The sequence below is a fragment of the Paracoccus albicereus genome (genome assembly GCF_024359525.1).
Lineage (GTDB): Bacteria > Pseudomonadota > Alphaproteobacteria > Rhodobacterales > Rhodobacteraceae > Paracoccus > Paracoccus albicereus.
The window spans coordinates 520186-536683 of record NZ_JAKZEU010000004.1 but is presented as its reverse complement, the minus strand read 5'-3'; the positions used below and the strand labels follow the sequence as shown (position 1 = coordinate 536683).

Below are 16498 nucleotides of genomic sequence, written 5' to 3'. Positions count from 1 at the left end.
ACTTTGAAGGCTGATCTCAAAATCGAGGGATGGAACGTCGTCATCTCGGGCCACTCGCACAAGCCTAGCATCGGTGAAATCAGGGGCATACTCTGGCTGAACCCGGGCGCCGCTGGCCCTCGGCGCTTCCGCCTGCCGATCACGCTGGCCTTTCTCTGGGAAGAGGCCGGTCGTCCCTGCGCCACGATCTATCCTTTGCCGATTTGAGCTGCGCCCGCCTAGGCCCCGCCACTTGCGTATGTCGCCATCGCGCTTAATCCGAGCGTAGCCGGCCCTGTGCTGCCGTTTGCCGTTCGATCGATCGTTGCAGCGCATCCCATTAAGCGGTCCTTAGCGTTGCTCGCACATCGGAGCAGCCATCGTTAGGGTGCCGAGTCGATATCGCTGCCATCTACATACAGCGTCATGCCTGGGTAGTTTCCGACACAGCTGGCAGTATGTTCAGATCTCGTACATGCCGTGTTCGGGGCAGGGGGGTTCGAGGCGTGTCGCGATGTTCGCACGTGAGACAGCGTCCGTGTCGTCCGTCTAAACGGGACGCTCAGCGTTGCGGGGCCTGCGAACAATTAGTGCAATTTCTCGCTTTCGTGCACAAATTTTCGAGACAATTCGGTTTCTGCGGTGAACCTGACCTGTTTGCATGGATTCGCCCGACGGTCTGATCGATTTGTTGAAGGACGCTAACGTTAGCGACCCTCAAAACGGAAGATAACTGAATCACCGTGGGTAGATGCACCGCCACATCGCCCTGATCGCGAAAATCGCGCTGACGTCTGCCTGATTGTCGTAGCGGGAGGAATTGGAAATGGCGGATCGTACATGCCGCGCCTCGGTGCATGCGACACTCAGCAATTTTACTCGCTCTTCTTAGGGCGATCCTAATAACGGGACCTGTTTGATGTCATATATCCAACCACAAGAATTTGCGACCAAGATGGTCGATGCTGGCGAAGCCAAGGTCTTCATGTCCACAAAGGACACCTTGATCCGCTCTTATATGGCGGGGGCGATTCTCGCACTCGCCGCGGCGTTCGCCGTGACGGTTGCAGTCAATACCGGAAACTTCCTTATTGGGGCGCTGCTGTTTCCGGTCGGTTTCTGCACCCTGTATCTGCTGGGGTTCGACCTGCTGACCGGCGTGTTCACGCTGGTTCCGCTCGCCCTGCTGGACAAGCGTGCGGGCGTCACCTGGCAAGGGCTTTGGCGTAACTGGGGTCTTGTCTTCCTCGGAAACTTTGCCGGCGCGATGACGACGGCTTTCTTCATGGCGATTACCTTCACGATGGGCTTTACGCTTGAACCAAACGATGTCGGGCAGCGGCTGATGGATATCGGTCACAACCGGACAGTCGGCTATGCGGAAGCCGGCGCAGGCGGAATGCTGACGCTCTTCGTCCGCGCGATCATGTGTAACTGGATGGTCTCGACCGGTGTGGTTGCGGCGATGATGTCGACCTCGGTCTCGGGTAAGATCATGGCGATGTGGATGCCAATCCTGATCTTCTTTTACCTCGGCTTCGAACATTCGATCGTGAACATGTTCCTGTTTCCGATCGGGATCATTCTGGGCGCCGAATTCACCTGGGGCGATTATCTTCTGTTCAACGAGATTCCGACGGTGATCGGCAACCTTGTTGGCGGTCTCACCTTCGTGGGCGCGATGCTCTACGCCACGCACTATAAGGCCGGGCCATCACGCCGCGCGATCATCGAACGAAATGACGACGCAGTGGTCGCCGCCGAGTGAGTTCGTCGGGCCCGCTTGGATCCGGGCCCGCCAGCATTCCCCGCATTGACTGGAACGATCGTTGCCCAAAGATACCCATCAGATTGCTGACGGCCCGGTGATCTTGGTCGGCCGCTATTCGGCCGCCGGGCGCAAGCCGTCCAATCAGGATGCAGTAGGCGCGGTCGTCCCGTCCGGGCGCACCCTCACCTACAAGGGCGCGGCCTTCGCGATGGCTGACGGGATCAGCACCTCGCCGGTCGCGCGCGAGGCGGCAGAGGCCGCCACTCGGGCGATCTTGTCTGACTATTACTGCACCTCGGACGCATGGACGGTCCGAACCGCTGCCTCTCGCGTGATCACCGCAACGAATGCGTGGCTTTATGGACAGGGAAAGCGGATAGGCGTAGCCGATCGCGAGGCAGGCTACGTCTGCACCATCGCGCTGCTGATTCTGAAAGGCCGCATCGCGCATGTGTTTCACGCGGGGGACAGCCGCATCTGGCGCGTGTTCGGTGCGACGATGGAACCGTTGACACACGATCATCGCATTCGCGTGTCGGACAGGGAAGGTTATCTCGGCCGCGCACTTGGAGCCGATCGCGACATCGAAATCGACTATCGCAGCCTGAACCTGACGCCGGGCGATATCTTCGTCATGACGACGGATGGCGTGCATGACTGGATCGAGCCAAGCGAGGCCGCGGACCTGATCCGAAATGCGGAAGATCTTGACCAAGCGGCAGAGCGCATTGCGAAGGCAGCCCTGGATCGGGGCAGCGACGACAACCTAACGGTGCAGATCATTCGCGCTGATGCGCTGCCTGCACCCGGACCCGACGCGCTGCCGACGGAGATGGGCGATCTTCCGGTGCTGGCGGCACCTGCACCGGGCGCGGACGTGGACGGATTGCGCGTGCTGCGGGAAATCCATGCGACGGATCGAAGCCGCATCTTCCTCACCGCCGCGCCAGACGGATCGAAAGTCGCACTGAAAATTCCCTCGACCGAGATCGTAGCGGATCCCATAGCTCTGCGCCGGTTCATGATGGAGGAATGGATCGCGCGGCGCATAGGCAGCCCGCACGTGCTGCGCGCCGTTGAACCGCCGCTGCCGCGAACAGCGCTTTATGTCGCGACGGAATGGATCGAAGGCCGTTCGCTACGACAGTGGATGCGCGATACCGGACCGGCCGGCATCGTGACGACGCGCGATATCGTGGGCCAACTCATCCATGGGCTGCGCGCCTTTCACCGGCGCGAGATGCTGCATCAGGATCTGCGCCCGGAAAACGTCATGATCGATGGCAATGGCACGGTGCGTATCATCGATTTCGGATCGACCTGGGTGGCAGGCGTGGAAGAAATCTCGCCGGACACCGGTATCGGAGCCGCGCTTGGCACCTACCAATACACCGCTCCGGAGTATCTAACCGGCGATGCTATTAGCTGGCGTTCGGATCTCTACTCTCTTGGCACGATCGCCTATGAGCTGCTGACCGGCCGTCTGCCCTATGGCGCGGAGGCCGCGAAGGTTCGGTCGCGCCGTGACGCGATGCGGTTGAACTATCGCGCCGCCACTGCAGATCCAAGCGCACACGTGCCGCCTTGGATGGATTCCGCCTTGCGCCGCGCGGTCCATCCCGACCCGCTGCGCCGCCACCATGCGCTGTCCGAATTCCTTGCAGAGCTGCGTGCACCGAGCGCGCGCACCCGAGCCGAACATCATCGCCCGCTGATGGAGCGCGATCCGGTCCGCTTCTGGCAGGCTGTCTCTGCCATCCTTGTCCTGATCTTGATCGCCGCGCTGGCATGGCCGGGGCCCTGACGACGACCGCAAATCGATAGAAAAAAGGAAGACGACGATGAAAGACACGCAAGTTTCCGAGAACCTCAGCAAGGAAGACGTCACCGTCCTGATCCTGACTGCGAAGAAGCGCGCAGGCCTGACTTGGGAGAAGATCGCCGAAGGCATTGGCATGTCGCCGGTCTGGACCCATTCCGCCGCTGTCGGCATGAACGCCATGCCGAAAGACAAGGCGCAGGCGCTGGTCGATCTGCTGGACCTGCCCGCCGCAGCCGTGGATGTGCTGGTGGAAAGCCCGACCAAGATCTGGTCGCAAGCCGTGCCGACCGATCCCTGCATCTATCGCTTCTACGAGATCGTGGGCGTCTACGGCCCGACGCTGAAGGCGCTGATCCAGGAGAAATTCGGCGACGGCATCATGTCGGCGATCGATTTCGACATGACCGTCAGCCGCGTCGAAAACCCGAAGGGAGACCGTGTGAAGGTCGAGATGTCGGGAAAATACCTCGGCTACAACAGCTGGTAAACCCTCGCTCGAAAGCAAAAACGATAGCCGAAGGAGCGACGGATCATGGATGGCTTCACCCCCGAGCAGCAAGCCTATCTGGTCGAGACGGTCAACCGTCTCGGCCTAGATCGCGCGTTCCGGCCGTCCGCCGCTGCGCCAGAGACGGTCTATGGTACTCCGATCGAGGATCTCTGCAAGGAAGAGCGGCGCAAGCACGAGATCCATCCCTGCGATCTATGGGATGCGATCGAGGACTGGACCTTGCGCGGCGTCATCGCCGAGGGGCTGGATCAGTTTCTGCTGCGACACTGGGGCTTTTTCAATGTCGAGCCAGCGGATTCTGGATACATGTGCCGGCTGCGGATCACCGCCTGCCAGCTTCGCGGCGACCAGATGATCGCGCTGGCACGCATCGCCGAGGATCTGGCGGGCGGCTTCGCGCATGTGACCACGCGTGGCAACATTCAATTGCGCAACATCGCGCCCCAGGATGTGCTGGCCGTTCATTTCGCGCTGCGTGAGGCGGGATTGTCCTGTCATGGTTCGGGCGCGGATTCGGCACGCAACATAACAGTCTCTCCGATTGCCGGCTTCGACCCGGCCGAGCTGGTGGACCTGCGCCCGCAGGCGCTGATGCTGGGCGAGCATATCCTGAACACCCGCGAGTTGCAGGGTTTGCCGCGCAAGTTCAACGTCTCCTTCGACGGCGGCGGCACCATCTCGTGCGTGGCCGATACGAACGATATTGCCTTTCAGGCTGTCCGGATCGTGGCGGGCGGACCGCTCGAACCCAGTATCTATTGCCGGATTGGCCTGGGCGGCATTACCGGGCACAAGGATTTCGCGCGCGAGACGGGTGTGCTGTGCCGACCCGAGGATGCAGGCCGGGTCGCGGTCGCGATGCTGCATGTCTTCGTCGAACATGCCGACCGGACGAACCGCAAGCGCGCGCGGCTGAAATACCTGCTGGATGCGCGCGGGGTCGACTGGTTCGTGGCCGAGGCCGCTGAAAAGCTGGCCGAAAAGGGGATCGCACTGTTTTATGCGGGACCGGCCCATGATGCGCCCCGTGCTTCCATCAACCGTCAGGGTCATATCGGCGCGTATCCGCAGGCCGACGGAAACAGGTATGTCGGTGTGGCGCTGGAAATGGGGCGTCTGTCGCCCGATCAGATGCGCCTGCTCGGACGGCTGGCTTTGCGCCATGGACGGAACGACCTGCGCCTGACCGTCTGGCAGAACGTCGTGCTGCCTCATATTCCCGAGGACCGCGTCGCCCTGGTCGGCGATGGGCTGGCGCAGGGCGGCATGCCGACGCGGGCCACTTCGTTCGCCGCCGGCGCGGTGGGGTGCACGGGCAAATGGGCCTGCAAATTCGGCCTTGCCTATACCAAAGCGGACGGTACCGCGCTGGTGCGCCACCTTGAAAGCCGCTTCACGCTGGAGCAACCGATCAACATCCACCTGACCGGCTGTCCCAATTCCTGTGCGCAGCATTACATCGGCGATATCGGCCTCATGGGCGCGACACTGCCCGACGGGGGCGAGGGCTACATGGTCGTTTTGGGGGGCGGCACCGATTCGGATGAGGGTCTGGCCCGTCCGCTGACCGGCCCGATCCCTGCATCCGATCTAAACGAGACCGTCGAGACGGTGATCGCCAACTATCTTGCTCAAAGACATCCGAGCGAAAGCTTCCTCGCCTTCATCCGACGCCAGCCAGATGACGCCTTGCCCGCCCTGATGGACCGCACCTCTGCCGCCGCCTGAAAGTTCTGCCGCGATGACCAAACCTGATCCGACCCTTGCCGCGATCGCCAAGGCGATAAGCACCGAGCCAACCGGCCTGTTGCCCGAGGATGCGCCCTTCGACGACACGCAGCGCCGGTTCGTCGACGGTTTGCTCTTGGGACTTGCCGCCGTGGCCGAGGCGCAAGGTGGCAAATCACAGACCGCGGGCGGCACCGCCTTGACCATCCTGTACGGCTCGCAGACCGGGACCGCCGAGTCGCTGTCTAAGGATTTGCGTAGACGGGCCGCAGCGGAAGGTTTTGCAGCGACGATTGCCGAGCTTGATTCCGTAACACCGAAGGATCTGGCCGGGATCGAGCATCTGCTGATCATCGCCGCGACGACCGGCGAGGGTGACCCGACGGATAACGCAAGACGTTTTCATGCCGCCCTGATGGCCGACGATGCACCCGCTTTGCCCGGCTCTTTGAACTATGCCGTCTGCGGCCTCGGCGATCTGTCGTATGCGGCCTTCAACCGTGCCGCGCAGGATATCGATACCCGTTTGGATGAGCTCGGTGCGACCCGCGTTTGCGACGCCACCCTGTGTGACGTAAGCTACGAAGACGATTACGAAAGTTGGCGAGCCAACGTCTTCGCCGCGCCTGCCTTTGCCGATGCGGCGGGTGAGGCCGCCACGCCGTCTCAACAGGATGCGGTTGAACCTGAGCCCACCTTCACGAAGGCGCGGCCTTTTACCGCCACGGTGTTGGACGTGCGACGCCTCAGCGGGGAAGGCCCGGGCAAGGTCGTCAATCATGTCGAGATCGCCTTGGCGGGAGGGGGCGCCGATCTCGGCTACCGTGCCGGCGATGCGCTTGGCCTTTGGCCGGTCAACGATCCCGGTGAGGTAGCGGCGATCCTGGAGGCCGCGGGTTTCACCGGTGCCGAAACGGTGCTGTTGAAAGACGGTCCGGCAAAATTGCGGAGCGCCCTTATCTCGCGCTTTGACCTCGCCACGGTCAAACCGGCAACGCGCGAGGCATGGGGCAACTCCGATACACAAGGCGAGTGTCACATCATCGATATGCTGCGCTCTGGGGTCAGCGGTTTGACGCCGCAGATGCTGATCGATGGTTTGCGGCCCCTGCAATCGCGGCTCTATTCGATCTCGTCCTCGCCGGAAGCCCATCCGGGCGAGGTTCATCTGACAGTCGGCGAGTTGCGCTATGACCTCAACGGGACCGAGCGCAAGGGCTGCGCATCAAGCTTCCTGGGCGGGCGGGTCCAGCCGGGCAGCACGGTCGGCGTCTTCGTCCAGCGCGCCCAGCATTTCCATCCGCCCGAACCCGACCGGCCGCTGATCATGATCGGCCCGGGAACCGGCATCGCCCCGTTCCGTGCGTTTCTGGAAGAACGCTCGGCCCGAAGTGCCGAGGGCGATAACTGGCTTTTCTTCGGCGACCGGACACAAGCACGGGATTACCTTTATCGCGAACAGGTCGAGGGCTGGCACCACTCGGGCCTTCTGACACGCCTGTCGCTTGCCTGGTCGCGTGAAGGCGCGGACAAGGTCTATGTGCAACACCTGATCCGTCGCGAGGGTGCGGAGCTTTTTGCATGGCTTGAACGCGGGGCCGCGATCTATGTCTGCGGCGATGCCGCCCGCATGGCTGCTGACGTTGATCGCGCCTTGCATGACGTGGTGGCTGAGCATGGCGAGATGACGGACAAGGCTGCGGCTGACTATGTCGACGCACTTATCCAGAGCGGTAGATACTGCAGAGACGTCTACTAATGTTCGGTCAAAGTCCTCAGCCTTGTTTTCGGGGGCGATTATCCCGCAAGGCGACGCCACTTGTCCGCAGCATTTGCCCAGCCCTTGTGCCAACCGCTTGCCAGCACATGAAGATGAATAGCACCGTTCGATATCTAGGGGTTAAGCTGGAGGATGCGCTCGCCATCTCCGACGCCATCGAGATGTAATGCTGATGGGTCAGGCGGAGAGCCCGGCCCGTTGCTGCAACCCAAGCCTTCATGGAAGCCGCGGTGCAGCTGCCAGGGATTTAACGTCAGTGGCGGGCGCAGCGAGGTCGCGCGGGCAAAGTTTGATATGCGTAAACGTGAGCTTTTAAGGGCATAGGCTTACAGCCCCAGCGCTGACGACCCGCATCATCTGGAGTGTCGCGCTAATGTCTGCCAGCTCTGCAAAAAGGACGCTGGCGCACAGCGCCAAGAAGCCCATTCAGGCAAAAGGGCGAGGTTTGATCCTCACACTATGCCTAAACCGTCAGATCCGGGTCTGTTGCCGCAGCGACCGCACCTGCTCGGCGGTCAGGTATCCCGTCTCGCTCAGCCCGTTGTCGCCCTGCCAGCGGGCAATGGCGCGGCGGGTGGTCGTTCCGAAGATACCGTCGGCCTCGCCCGAGAGGTAGCGCAGCGCGATCAGCCGCTGCTGAAGCACCGTTCGCTCGGCGCGGGTCAATCCCAGAAGGTCCTCGTCCACCGCCTCCGCACGGTCGCCAGAGTTCTCCGCGCCGCGGGCCTTCGCATCGGCGCGAAGCGACTGGATCTGCCTCGTGGTCATGTAGCCTGTGGCGGCAAGGCCGGTATTGCGCTGCCAGGCGCGGATCGCTCCGCGCGTTCCAGAACCAAAGAGGCCGTCCGCGCCCTTCGGATCGTAGCCGAGCGAGATGAGGTCGCGCTGGATCTGCACCCGCGCGGCCCTCGTCAGGCCCAGATTCAGTTCGGCCCGGGCCGCCGCGGTGGCGCTGTCGCCGGAAGCGGGTATTGCGGGATCGGGGCGCGTCTCGGTCCGGCCGGTGAGAGCCGTCAGCTGGGTCCGGTTCAGATAGCCCGTCTGGCCATAGCCGTTCGTCTGCTGCCATGCGGTGATGGCACGTCGAGTTCCGCTACCAAAGACGCCGTCGATGCCCGACGTGTAGTAGCGGTCGGCGGCCAGCCGCTGCTGCACCGCGATCCGGTCCGAACGGGTCAGGCTCAGTCGCGCTTCCACCCGCGCGGCCTCGCTGACCGGGGTCGTATCCGAGCTGCCACCCGACCCTGCGCTCAACCGCTCGAGACGCTCGCGTGCGGTGCGGGCGTTCGGGCCTTCAGGATAGGTGTCGAGATACTGCCGATAGGCGGCCGCCGAGCCGTTCGCGACCACGCCATCCCACAGCGCCCGCTCCTGCGCGCCCTGCTGCTGCTCGAGAAGCTGCCGCGCGATCGTGCCGACGACCTCGCCCAGATCGGGATCCGCATGGGCAGGGGCGCTGACCGACATGACGCCCGCAACCATGATCGGAAGTAAGAGTCGCCGAGACATGTAGACCTCCTGCTGCAGCGTCTTTGCGTACTACCACGCAGGGTGGAGGCTCTGCACGAGGGAGTTCAGTCAATTAATCGCGCGTCTGGCGATAGCAGCGCGCTCGCCACAATGCGATGGGTGGCTGCCGGCGACGAGCGTCGCGGATTTCCGCGCCGAACTTGCGGACAGCGCATCGCAATGCAACTGGGGTTTGTGAGGTGTCGGTGTTTACCGCCTCCGCCCTGTTTGATCAACGGCTACTCGACTACGGAACAACCTGAGGGCCGGCGACGTTCAACGACTGCTTTGCAAGAGGTTTTTGCCATGACAATCCGCTCGATCCTTGCCGCCGCGACCGTCCTTGGCGCGTCGATGAATGCGGTGCATGCCGATATCGCCGTTTCCTCCAAGATCGACACGGAAGGCGGATTGTTGGGCAACATCATCGCATTGGCGCTGGAAGATGCCGGCCTGCCCGTCGAACGGAAGCTGCAGCTCGGCGGAACTCAGGTTGTCCGTGAAGCGCTGCTGGCTGGACAGATCGATATCTATCCCGAATACACCGGCAACGCGGCGTTCTTCTTCAATGAAGCCGATAGCGATGTCTGGAAGGATGCCGATGCTGCCCATGACCGCGCCGCCGAACTCGACAAGGCGGAAAACGACGTTGTCTGGCTGGACTCCGCGCCGGCTAACAACACGTGGGCAATTGCGCTGACCGGCCCCGTGGCCGACGAAAACAATCTGGTCACCATGTCCGATTTCGGTGCCTGGGTTGCGGACGGGGGTGAGGTGAAGTTGGCCGCTTCGACGGAATTCGTGTCTTCACCTGCCGTGCTGCCTGCGATGCAGGAGACCTATGGCTTCTCGCTGTCGCAGGACCAGATGGTGATCCTGTCGGGTGGCGACACCGCAGCGACGATCCAGGCGGCGGCTCGCGGAACGTCCGGCGTGAATGCGGCGATGGTCTACGGGACCGATGGCGGGGTCGGTGCGACGGGGTTGGTGGTGATGGAGGACGACAAAGGGGTTCAGCCTGTCTATGAGCCGACGCCGATCGTTCGGCAGGAGGTTCTGGACGAGTATCCGTCGATCCCAGAGGTGCTTGATCCGATCTTCGAAGGTCTCGACATGGTCACGCTGCAGAAGTTGAATGGGCGCATTCAGGTCGGGGGCGAACCGGCCGAAGCGGTCGCCCGCGACTACCTGACTCAGGCCGGAGTGCTGGAATAATCGCGGCTGTTCTGCCGATGAAACGGATCGGGGCGCAGCTTTCGCCCCCGGGGCTTCTGTTCGCTGTTACGGGGCTTGCCTTGCTGCAAGCCCCGTTTTTGTCGCTCGCACCGAATCGTATCGCGCTTGGCGAGGGCGTCACCCTGTGGAGGCTGACCGATGGGGCAGCCACCGCCTCTTGTGTCCTTGCGATCCTTGCAGGCTTTGCCCTCGGCTTGCTGCGGAGCAGGCCTGCCTTGCGCCTTGCTGGCGCGGTGTTGGGTCTGATCGGCCTTCTCGGGCTCGTGGTCATTTCAGCGCCAGCCCTGCTGGAAGGCGCTGGCGAGTATGCTCGTGTCTCACCGGCCGCCGGGTTTTGGGGGCTGTTGGTGGTGATGACGCTGCTGCTTGCGGATTCGCTGACGCAATTCCGGCCGCGGCCATTGACGCGCGCGCTTCTTCTCGCGCTCGGGCTTGGGGCGGTGGCGATATTTCTGCGAAGCGACGGAATCTCCCAATTGTCGGTCATGCAGGAATACGCCGCGCGCAGCGATGCGTTCATGACCGCGACACGGCGTCATCTGGCACTAGCCTTCGGATCGCTTGGCGCGGCTGCCGTCATCGGCTTTCCGCTGGGCATCCTCTGTCACCGCAAGGTTCGGCTGCGCGGCGCTGTCCTGCCTGTCTTGAGTTTTCTGCAGACGATACCATCGCTTGCCATGTTCGGGATCATGATCCCGATCCTCGGCTGGGTCGCAGCAAACGTCCCCGGCGCCAGCGAGGCCGGGATCGCCGGGATCGGCTTTACGCCCGCATTCTTTGCTCTGCTTCTGTATTCGCTGCTGCCCGTCGTCTCGAACACCGTTGCAGGCCTTGCTTCGACCCCGGCCGCCGCGCGCGAGGCGGCTCGGGGCATGGGTATGACCACCGGTCAGCGGTTGATGCGCGTGGAATTGCCGCTGGGTCTGCCGGTACTGTTGGCAGGGCTACGCATCGTTCTGGTGCAGAATATCGGCCTTGCCGTCATCGCCGGCCTGATCGGCGGCGGTGGCTACGGCAGTTTCGTCTTTCAGGGCCTGAACCAGACCGCGACCGATCTTATCCTGCTGGGCGCGCTGCCGACGGTGCTTCTGGCGCTGGTATCGGCGGTTGTCATGGACATTCTCGTCGATCTCGCCCGCCCCAATTCGGAGAAATCCCCATGATCGAGATCGACCGGATCAGCAAGAACTACGACGGCAAAGCGGCGGTCGATTCAGTTTCCATGACGGTCGAAACCGGAACGATCACGGTTATCGTCGGCACCTCTGGATCGGGCAAGACGACACTGTTGCGGATGATCAATCGGCTGGTCGAGCCGTCGTCGGGCGAAGTCCGCATCAATGGCGAGCCGACGACCGGGCTGAAGCCTCATATCCTGCGTCGCCGCATCGGATATGCGATCCAGGGGCACGGCCTCTTTCCTCATCATACCGTCGCCCGCAACATCGGCGCGGTGCCGAAGCTGTTGAACTGGCCGAAGTCCAAGATCGACGCGCGTGTCGACGAATTGCTCAGCCTGTTCGCGATGGACCCGGCCCTGTTCCGAGACCGCTTTCCGGCGGAACTGTCCGGCGGTCAGCAACAGCGCGTGGGCGTGGCGCGCGCACTGGCGTCGCGTCCGGACCTGATGCTGATGGACGAACCCTTCGGTGCGCTCGACCCGATCATCCGAGGTCAGGCGCAGGACGATCTGCGCCGCATCCAGCAATCGCTTGGCTCGACGATCATGCTGGTGACCCATGATATCGAAGAGGCGATCCGGCTTGCCGACATGATCGCGGTGATGGACGCCGGAAAGCTGGTCCAATACGCCCCCCCGGCCGAAATCATCGCTCGCCCTGCGACCGCCTTCGTCGCGAACATGGTGGGAGAGGTCGAACGGCCGTTGCGACTTCTGTCGCTGGTGCCGGTGTCGGAAATTGCTGAAGACGGCGCGGCGGACGGGAACCCCATTCCGGCCAATGCCAGCCTGCGCGATGCGCTGTCCGCCTGTCTCTGGACCGGACGCGACGCGGTGCCGGTCACGCGGGACGGCGCCCCTTCCGGTCGGGTGACGCTTGACGCAATCCGCGCCCGTGCCGAGAGGCATCCGTGAAGGCGGGACATATCATCCGTATTGCGCTGATCGCACTGCTGCTGGCGCTGGTGCTTCGGCCGGACTGGTTCGTGCCTGTCTTCGCGCCGCTCGCACCGGTTGGCGGGCCGGTCATCTATGAACGCGCCTCGCTTCTGTCCCTGTCGCTCAGTCATCTGGGCATCGTCGCGGTCGCCTCGCTCGCGGCGACGCTGATTGCCGTGACGCTGGCGATCCTGGTGACCAGACCCGCGGGGGCTGCCTTCCGACCGCTGTCGCGCACGATCACGAATATGGGTCAGACTTTTCCGCCCGTCGCCGTACTGGCGCTGGCTGTGCCGATTCTCGGTTTTGGAACCGGACCGACGCTGGTTGCCCTGTTCCTGTACGGCCTGCTGCCGATCTTCGAAAATGCGATGACCGGCCTTTCGACCCTCCCTTCCGCAACGATGGAGGCGGCGCGGGGTATCGGCCTCAATCGCTGGCAGCGGCTTGTCCGCGTCGAACTGCCCCTCGCCTTGCCGGTCATCCTGACCGGGATCCGGCTGTCCGTCGTGATCGCGCTCGGGACGGCGACGATCGGCTCGACCGTAGCCGCCCGCACCTTGGGCGAGGTCATCATTGCCGGGCTTCTGACCAACAACACCGCCTATGTCGTCCAAGGCGGCCTGATCGTGGGTCTGTTCGCAGCATTGATTTTCGATGCGATGGTCCAGCTAGAGGCGCGTCTGGCTACACGGATGGGGCGGTGATCACCCATCGTGCTGTCCATTGGGTCGCAGGAATTCTTTCAGATGCAGTCACTCGTCGGCGGTGGAGGGGTCAGGATTTTCTCTCTCCAGAGCCCTCCAGGCGCGTTCTGCATGGCTCTCGACGTCACGAAGGTCGGCCCGGTTTGCAATTTCGCGCCGCGCATCCTCGACGACCGCGGTGATCTCGGCGGCAAGGGCGTCTCGCTGCGCAGCGTTGCGCGTGCAGGGTGCCATGCTGCGGAATGACTTGAGCAGATGGATCAGCACCAAGGGCATACTGGCGCCTGCCTGTCGGATCTGACTGAAGGCAGCATTCATCAGGCTCGCATTATCGATGCTCGGTCCGATAAGGCGCAGTATCCCGTCGGCGTCGTGATAGATCCCTGTCGGCACGGCGCGCCTCATCAGTTCGGGCCAGGCTGCCGACAGACGGTGGATCACCGAGACTGCCGTGTATGGATCATTGATGCCGGGCGAGAGGGCGCGGACGGCGATCTCGACCAGATGTCGGATCGGAAACTCAAGATCCTGAATAGGCGTGCGATGTGGCCCGAGCATGATCGCGGCGCGAATTTCCTTTACAAGGTCCGGGTAGGCACGATCTGCCGGATAGATTCCGAAGGCTCGACCATTCGCGATCGTGAAATTTCCCGCCCGAAGGTCCAGCCCGATTACGACATCCGCCTGACGAGCTGCCTTGAGGATCTGGTCGATCTCGACGGATTGCACATAGCCAAACCCATCCGTTCCGAAGAACGCCGCCCGTTGGCCGAAATCTTGGGGAAGCTCGCCTTCAGCAGGCTCTTCTGTCTTTGCCTCGTCCAAGGCGGCCACGCCTTCGTCCAACTCGCTTCCCACCGCTTCGATCAAAGACTCGGACATGATCGACGTGGCAAGATGATGAATGAACGCCACCAGCAGCCCCAGGCACAACGCTGCGAGCGCGACAGCCACCGTGACCGACGGAAAGCGTCCCTCTTGCTGGTCTTGCCCAAGCGCCGACAAGAGAAGAAGCGCGTAGAGGATCGTCAGAACGAAGACGCCAAGGACAAGCTGCGTCTGGCGCCGCGCCATGAAGTTGCGGACGAGCCGGGGGCCAAACTGTCCCGCGGCCAGCGTCAGGACGACCATGGTGATCGAAAAGACCAGACTGGTCATGGTGCCAATGGCAGACAAGATCGTCGCAACGATTTCGCGCGCCTGATCGGGACCGCCGCGGTAAATCCACCCTGCTTGATCTTGCGCGGGCGCAGACCCGGATCGCGTGTCGAAGTGTCGCGCAGCATATACAAGCGGCAGCGCCGTCGCGCCCAGGATCGCGGGGAGGAACCACAGGCTGGTCCTCACGGCATCCCATTTTGCGCGGACGGCGTGCAGGTTGGGCAGCGCGCTCATCGTAACGTCATCCAGACCGCAAGCTTTATGGACCCGTGATGTCGATCACGTTCGTGTCTGTCCATAGGCCCGGCCCCGCTTGATACCCGCTCGCCTCAACTTTCGTGGCGAGCCGTCGTTCCCTCCGGATGACGATCATATCTTTGGGAAACAATCGGAAACGTATCCAGGGGGCCCGTATCCTTGGCCCCCTGGCAGTCTCGTTCAGATCACAGGATGAAGTCCGACAGATCCAGCTGGGATGCCTGAAAATTGGCGAGCGTGACCGAAGTATCAGCGGACAGCCTCAGGACCACATGATCGCCATCCTGCCGCGCACCGTTGATGACAGCCCGCGTCTGGGCGACGCTGAAATCGTCAAGGTCAATCCGATCCACCCCGTTGCGGAAATCGGTGATGACATCACGCCCGTCACCGCGTTCGAACTCGAAGATATCGGCGCCGATGCCGCCGGTCAGGAAATCGTTGCCCGACCCACCCTCAAGGCTGTCTCGACCAGCGCCACCGAACAGGCGATCGGCGCCGCTGTCTCCTTCGATGTCGTCGTGACCGCCGCCGCCAATCAGCCGGTCATTCCCGCCGCGTCCTTCGAATTCATCGTTGCCTGCTCCACCCGCCAGAACGTCTGCACGATTCGTCCCTTCGATCTCGCGCCCGCGCGCCGGAGCGGTGCTGAAGCCTGTGAAGTCGGACAGGTCCAGATCGGCCCGACGAAAATCCTGCAATCTTACCGAGGTGTCGGACGACAGCGTGAGCACCAGGTCATCACCGACCTGACGGGCGCCGCCGATGACAGCCCTGATCTGGGCAGCACTGAAATCGTCGAAGTCGAGCCGATCAATGCCGTTGCGGAAATCGGTGATGACGTCGCGCCCGTCGCCGCGTTCGAATTCGAAGCGATCCGCACCAAGCCCGCCGGTCAGGACGTCGTTCCCACGGCCGCCGTCGAGCTGGTCGTTTCCGTCACCACCGAACAGCCGGTCATTGCCAGCATCACCTTCAAGGTCGTCGTTTCCGATCCCGCCCGACAGAAGATCGCTTCCCGCGCCCCCGTCGATTTCATCGTTGCCGGCGAGTCCAAAGATCCGATCATTACCGCCGCGGCCATCGATGTCGTCATTGAAACGGGTGCCGAGAAGGCGATCGGCAGCATTGGTTCCGTTGATGTTTGCCATGATAAAAAGTCCTCTTTCGTGGTGAGAAACGGCGCGCTACGCGTCGCCGTGGTGAAATCCGGTCGAAGGAGAATGGTTCAGTCGTCCGAGACTTCGCGCAGGATCTCGGTGGTCGAGGGATCGACAAGCATTTCGACGCGTGCGCCGGCCTGGGTCAGGGCATCTATTTCCAGGCCGTCATCGTCACGATCGATATTTAGGATCGTGTAACCCTTGCCTTCCAACGCCTCTACGGCGGCGCCCAGCGACGGAGCGGCCGACCCTGGGGCGATCTGCGCGCCAGCGGCGGTCGTCAGCAGGGAAAGGCTTAGGATTGCGGTTCCGCCCATGTTCATCGGCTTCTTTCCTTCTGGTTCGTTTCGGATGACGCACCTTTGCATAGCGTGCCTGACAGCCGCCTGAGGCGATCTGTAGGGAAATTGTCAGCATCGCGGGTGTAGGTGGATCATCATGAAAATTATTGCGCTCATCCTGCTCGTCCCCTTGGCATTTCTGTCGTATCCCGCTGTCGGCGAGGATGCGGCGATCCCTGATTTCGAACTTGCGGAAGAGGCGGTGCGTCGAGGCGAGATCCTGCCGCTGGCGACGATCCTTGAAAAAGTGTCAGCCGTTCAGCCAGGGCGCGTGATCGAGGTCGAGATCGAAATGGAAGACGGCATCCGCATCTACGAGGTCGAACTGGTCAGCCCGGACGGACGGCTGCTGGAAGTCGAACTGGACGCGCGAGACGGCACCGTCCTTTCGCTGGACGAGGACGACTGAGCGC

Annotated in this window: 15 protein-coding genes; 11 read left to right on the top strand and 4 right to left on the bottom strand. The window is 62.5% G+C overall.

The features are described from left to right. From MLD63_RS13660 to MLD63_RS13635, 6 genes are all read left to right on the top strand, one after another. Positions 1-207 (top strand): metallophosphoesterase family protein (locus MLD63_RS13660; RefSeq protein WP_255330450.1); only part of this gene is annotated, 207 nt, incomplete at its 5' end. A 691-nt stretch (positions 208-898) separates the two neighbouring features. After that, a complete protein-coding gene (locus MLD63_RS13655) occupies positions 899-1747 on the top strand; it encodes a formate/nitrite transporter family protein (protein ID WP_369697006.1) in 849 nt (282 codons plus the stop codon). Between the two features lie 61 nt (positions 1748-1808). Further along, positions 1809-3554 carry a bifunctional protein-serine/threonine kinase/phosphatase gene (locus MLD63_RS13650; protein ID WP_255330448.1) on the top strand — a complete coding sequence of 582 codons (1746 nt, stop codon included), beginning with the start codon at positions 1809-1811 and terminating at the stop codon, positions 3552-3554. Between the two features lie 37 nt (positions 3555-3591). Further along, complete coding sequence (gene cynS, locus MLD63_RS13645; protein ID WP_255330447.1) at positions 3592-4059, top strand: cyanase; 468 nt, start codon at positions 3592-3594, stop codon at positions 4057-4059. A 45-nt stretch (positions 4060-4104) separates the two neighbouring features. Continuing rightward, complete coding sequence (locus MLD63_RS13640; RefSeq protein ID WP_255330446.1) at positions 4105-5811, top strand: NirA family protein; 1707 nt, start codon at positions 4105-4107, stop codon at positions 5809-5811. A gap of 13 nt (positions 5812-5824) precedes the next feature. Further along, positions 5825-7570 (top strand): diflavin oxidoreductase, encoded by a 1746-nt coding sequence (locus MLD63_RS13635; protein ID WP_255330445.1) that lies wholly within the window; start codon positions 5825-5827, stop codon positions 7568-7570. Positions 7571-8062: 492 nt separating this feature from the next. On the opposite strand, the gene MLD63_RS13630 is transcribed toward MLD63_RS13635, so the two are convergent. Next, positions 8063-9100, bottom strand: a complete 1038-nt coding sequence (locus tag MLD63_RS13630; RefSeq protein ID WP_255330444.1) for a peptidoglycan-binding domain-containing protein — start codon at positions 9098-9100, stop codon at positions 8063-8065. A 306-nt stretch (positions 9101-9406) separates the two neighbouring features. Between MLD63_RS13630 and osmF the strand changes: the two genes are divergently transcribed. Genes osmF through MLD63_RS13610 form a run of 4 tightly spaced genes read left to right on the top strand, consistent with a single transcriptional unit; the run spans position 9407 to position 13162 of the window. Beyond that, entirely contained in the window at positions 9407-10315 is a 909-nt protein-coding gene (gene osmF, locus MLD63_RS13625) for a glycine betaine ABC transporter substrate-binding protein OsmF (RefSeq protein WP_255330443.1), read from the top strand. A gap of 17 nt (positions 10316-10332) precedes the next feature. Further along, on the top strand, positions 10333-11499 hold the full coding sequence (locus MLD63_RS13620; protein ID WP_255330442.1) for an ABC transporter permease: 1167 nt from the start codon (positions 10333-10335) through the stop codon (positions 11497-11499). Continuing rightward, entirely contained in the window at positions 11496-12431 is a 936-nt protein-coding gene (locus tag MLD63_RS13615) for an ABC transporter ATP-binding protein (protein ID WP_255330441.1), read from the top strand. Before MLD63_RS13620 ends, MLD63_RS13615 begins: the two co-directional genes overlap by 4 nt. Further along, positions 12428-13162 (top strand): ABC transporter permease, encoded by a 735-nt coding sequence (locus MLD63_RS13610; RefSeq protein ID WP_255330440.1) that lies wholly within the window; start codon positions 12428-12430, stop codon positions 13160-13162. The genes MLD63_RS13615 and MLD63_RS13610 overlap by 4 nt, the downstream gene beginning before the upstream one ends. A 48-nt stretch (positions 13163-13210) precedes the next feature. Here the strand turns inward: MLD63_RS13610 and MLD63_RS13605 are convergent, their stop codons facing one another. From MLD63_RS13605 to MLD63_RS13595, 3 genes are all read right to left on the bottom strand, one after another. Next, positions 13211-14557: a DUF2254 domain-containing protein gene (locus MLD63_RS13605; RefSeq protein WP_255330439.1), complete on the bottom strand. Its 1347-nt coding sequence runs from the start codon at positions 14555-14557 to the stop codon at positions 13211-13213. Between the two features lie 209 nt (positions 14558-14766). After that, on the bottom strand, positions 14767-15732 hold the full coding sequence (locus MLD63_RS13600) for a calcium-binding protein (protein WP_255330438.1): 966 nt from the start codon (positions 15730-15732) through the stop codon (positions 14767-14769). A 77-nt stretch (positions 15733-15809) separates the two neighbouring features. After that, entirely contained in the window at positions 15810-16061 is a 252-nt protein-coding gene (locus MLD63_RS13595) for a PepSY domain-containing protein (protein ID WP_369697007.1), read from the bottom strand. A 121-nt stretch (positions 16062-16182) separates the two neighbouring features. Here MLD63_RS13595 and MLD63_RS13590 point away from each other — a divergent pair, with 121 nt between their 5' ends. Next, positions 16183-16494: a PepSY domain-containing protein gene (locus MLD63_RS13590; protein WP_255330436.1), complete on the top strand. Its 312-nt coding sequence runs from the start codon at positions 16183-16185 to the stop codon at positions 16492-16494. Positions 16495-16498 lie beyond the last annotated feature (4 nt).

Excerpts from the sequence above, each read along its gene's own strand:
- MLD63_RS13655 (WP_369697006.1), top strand. The coding sequence starts at position 899 with ATGTCATATATCCAACCACAAGAATTTGCGACCAAGATGGTCGATGCT.
- cynS (WP_255330447.1), top strand. The coding sequence starts at position 3,592 with ATGAAAGACACGCAAGTTTCCGAGAACCTCAGCAAGGAAGACGTCACC.
- MLD63_RS13640 (WP_255330446.1), top strand. The coding sequence starts at position 4,105 with ATGGATGGCTTCACCCCCGAGCAGCAAGCCTATCTGGTCGAGACGGTC.
- MLD63_RS13635 (WP_255330445.1), top strand. The coding sequence starts at position 5,825 with ATGACCAAACCTGATCCGACCCTTGCCGCGATCGCCAAGGCGATAAGC.
- MLD63_RS13630 (WP_255330444.1), bottom strand. The coding sequence starts at position 9,100 with ATGTCTCGGCGACTCTTACTTCCGATCATGGTTGCGGGCGTCATGTCG.
- osmF (WP_255330443.1), top strand. The coding sequence starts at position 9,407 with ATGACAATCCGCTCGATCCTTGCCGCCGCGACCGTCCTTGGCGCGTCG.
- MLD63_RS13620 (WP_255330442.1), top strand. The coding sequence starts at position 10,333 with ATGAAACGGATCGGGGCGCAGCTTTCGCCCCCGGGGCTTCTGTTCGCT.
- MLD63_RS13615 (WP_255330441.1), top strand. The coding sequence starts at position 11,496 with ATGATCGAGATCGACCGGATCAGCAAGAACTACGACGGCAAAGCGGCG.
- MLD63_RS13605 (WP_255330439.1), bottom strand. The coding sequence starts at position 14,557 with ATGAGCGCGCTGCCCAACCTGCACGCCGTCCGCGCAAAATGGGATGCC.
- MLD63_RS13600 (WP_255330438.1), bottom strand. The coding sequence starts at position 15,732 with ATGGCAAACATCAACGGAACCAATGCTGCCGATCGCCTTCTCGGCACC.
- MLD63_RS13595 (WP_369697007.1), bottom strand. The coding sequence starts at position 16,061 with ATGGGCGGAACCGCAATCCTAAGCCTTTCCCTGCTGACGACCGCCGCT.
- MLD63_RS13590 (WP_255330436.1), top strand. The coding sequence starts at position 16,183 with ATGAAAATTATTGCGCTCATCCTGCTCGTCCCCTTGGCATTTCTGTCG.